Annotated in this window: 2 protein-coding genes; one reads left to right on the top strand and one right to left on the bottom strand. The window is 60.2% G+C overall.

Features of this window, described 5'->3' with window-relative positions; genetic code table 11:
• The coding region (locus EDF51_RS19625; RefSeq protein WP_243837175.1) for a G5 domain-containing protein at positions 1–876 on the top strand (876 nt) is incomplete at its 5' end.
• Positions 877–1,432: 556 nt separating this feature from the next.
• Here the strand turns inward: EDF51_RS19625 and EDF51_RS19620 are convergent.
• Positions 1,433–2,797, bottom strand: coding sequence for a hypothetical protein (locus EDF51_RS19620; protein ID WP_134196245.1), 1,365 nt, complete (start codon positions 2,795–2,797; stop codon positions 1,433–1,435).
• Between the last annotated feature and the right edge of the window lie 168 nt (positions 2,798–2,965).

The raw sequence follows: 2,965 nt of genomic DNA, 5'->3' as shown, positions 1-2,965 counted from the left end.
GAGCTGAGCAGCCCCGCAGACTTGTGCGGTCCTCATCACCAGGGAGCCGCAATGCCTTCACACCGCCCGAGCAGCCACCGCCCGATCGGCACCAATCGCAGGAAGCTCCCCACCGCGACGTGGGTCGGGATCGTCGTCACCTTGGTGCTGGCGCTGATCGCTCTCGCTTCGGGTGGTGTGTGGTCGATGCTGCTGATGACCGCCCTCGTGGTCCTCATTACCGCCGTCTACGGCCTGCTGTTCCGTCGTTCCACCTGGCTCAGGCTTCCCCGGAAGCGTTCCGCAGCGGCGCTCGGGGCAGGGCTCGCTTTTGTTGTACTCCTCGGCTCCGGATCAGCCTTCGGCGCCGCGCACCCGTCGAGTCCCGCAGCCGATCAGCCGGCGGCGATCGCCGCATCCCCCGCCCCCACCAAGACACCACACGCTGCAGCGGCGACCAACACTCCGACTCCGACACCGACACCGACACCGACACCGACACCGACGGTAACGACGAAGCTCGTTACTGAAACCGTCAGAATTCCGTTCGAGTCGACGACCGTCGAGGACGGCACTCTCGCGCAGGGCACGACCACCGTGACGACCGAAGGCGTCCGTGGTGTCCAGACCACGACGTACCGCGTCACGATCACCGACGGTAAAGAGACCGGACGCCAACAGGTTCGCCAGGAAGTCACCACCCCACCAGTGGCGCAGGTCACAAGCGTCGGCACATACGTCGCACCAGCCCCTGCGCCGGCGCCGGCACCGGCCGTGCCCGACGGGGGCGACGGGGGCGGCGCAACCGCTCTCTGTGTTGACGGGTCTCTCTCGTACGCTGCACACCACCAAGGCGCATGCTCACACCATGGCGGCGTCGCCCAGTTCTACAAGTGATTCGAACACCGACGGAACACGCGCCCACGCCGATCCGCAAAACGAAACAGGCCACGGGCTCCCGCCGCCGCCATCGGAAGCCAGCCGTAGCATTCGGGCCAGCTCACGCTTGTGAGCACTGATGGCAAAGGAGCCAATCATGCGAGTTGCCGCGTACCACTCGACGAACGAGTCGGATCCTGACGTCCACCACGTGGACAATGACTGCCCTGTCGGCCGACAGATCCCGTCCTACAACAGGGAGCCCGGAACAAACGGCTGGCGCCGCTGCGAACGCTGCGAGTAGAAGCTGCCCTGGGTGCAGGTGACACCTCACCTGCACCCAGGCGCTCTCTCGAAGACCGGCGCCCAGCGCGACACACCGCGAGAGACCCTCGCCCTTCCGCACGGAACCGATTAGCGATCGCGAGGCAGCGAACTCCGGGCGTTCTAGAGCGTCCGGCGGCTCCGGGAGACCAGCCGATACCGCGCTCTTATGTCAGTTCTGCGGTCGAGCTAGAGCACCGTAAAGCCTGCTTGTGTGGAAGAATGCCTCAATCAGAGCCATCCTTTCATGTCAGCTCAGCAGATTGTCGACGTGCCAGCGGACCGTATATGCCACGTACGGCTCGAGTATATGAATTGTCTTCCCAACGTCGTCTGGCACGTATTCAAATACAGGTTGAGGCAAGCCCGCCGCTGGATCGAGGTCCGCGTCAGCCTCGAAGAGCTCACTAACCGGAACATCCTCGTCATCAGCTTCTCTCAATTTCGCCTTCAAGGGCTTCGACGCTAGCTCGCTCATCTGCGCCAACTTGCCGCCGACTGTCACTTCACCCGACTTCCCACTCTTCAGCATCGAATCGATCTGGGCATTGAGGTTCGGCACCGACAAATCAAGTTCAGGCCCAAGTTCTTTCAGGGCCGCGATGATGACCTGATAGCCATCAAAATTTCTACCATCTTTTAGATCGTGCTTCTTTCGCTTTTGCCCCCTCACGGGCGGCCCACCAATAAACTTTTGAACCCACTTGATAGCACCTTCATCGCGTACCTCTCGATGGAACTCAAGCCAGTCAGACGGCTCCACCAGCGGCACTGGAAGATTTTGCTCCTCGAAAATCTCGTTCACCGTCTCGACCAACTCCAGACAAAGGTGCTGCATAATCTGCGGCGACCCGTAGCTGCTTGCGGCCAATCGGTCACCGAGACCTGAAGGATCGACGACGTTTAATTTCGGGAACCCCAACGAAGCAATTTTCGCAAGCTCAGCTTCCTTCCATGGAGTGACCTCCACCGTGGCGGTACGGCCCTGCATGTCCGAAACAAGGTCGGTAGTCTCTGCTCTCCTATGCGGGAGTGTAATGAGGATGATTGTCGCACCCGCGTATGCGACCGGCTTGAGGGCCTGAACCAAAGATTTCCGGACTTCACGGGGTATGAAGTGGAAATCATCGATCACCACCGTCACTCTACCGCGCTTGCCTACGATGATTTCGACGGCCTCGAGGCTCGCTTGTTCAGGATTTACAGTTGTTGTCGTACCCGCACTCACATCCAGGCTAGTTTCGCCGCCGAAATCGGATCCGGCTTCGCCAATGCCAAATAAACCGAGCCTGGCCATGAAACCCCACTTGCTACGGTCACCCGAGACTGTGGACTGCGACTTTTCACTCGGGATACCAAAGTAACCGGCGAATTTTGAGAAGAACTCATCGACGGATCGAATTGCATGCCCCTGCACAACGAAGGCGTTGGGTGCCTCGCGTTGCGCGAGAACCGTTTTACCCATTTTCGTGGGCCCCACAACAGAAACCAGCCATCCGCCGCGGCGAATATGTTTGCGCAGATCTGCCGCGGCAACATCGTCTCGGCGATCGACGTAGGTGAGCGTGGTGTTCTTGCCGGGCGTGAATACGTCCGAAGTCTGAATTTTGGTCACGAGTTCCAGAGTATTCCTCGGTTGAGCAGCTGCATAGCCCTCACCGATGCGTCGTTGTGGGGTATACCCCAGCGCAACATCGGCTCGGGAGGTCGAAACGCGTGGTTCTGAGGTGCCGATTCGTCTTTTTGCTACAGGAGTGTGCGAGGGTCTAGGGGTGGTGCAACA

It is taken from the genome of Curtobacterium sp. PhB25, assembly GCF_004365375.1.
In the GTDB taxonomy this organism is placed as follows: domain Bacteria; phylum Actinomycetota; class Actinomycetes; order Actinomycetales; family Microbacteriaceae; genus Curtobacterium.
The sequence above is the reverse complement of the archived record's forward strand: the minus strand, read 5'-3'. Positions and strand labels throughout refer to the sequence as shown.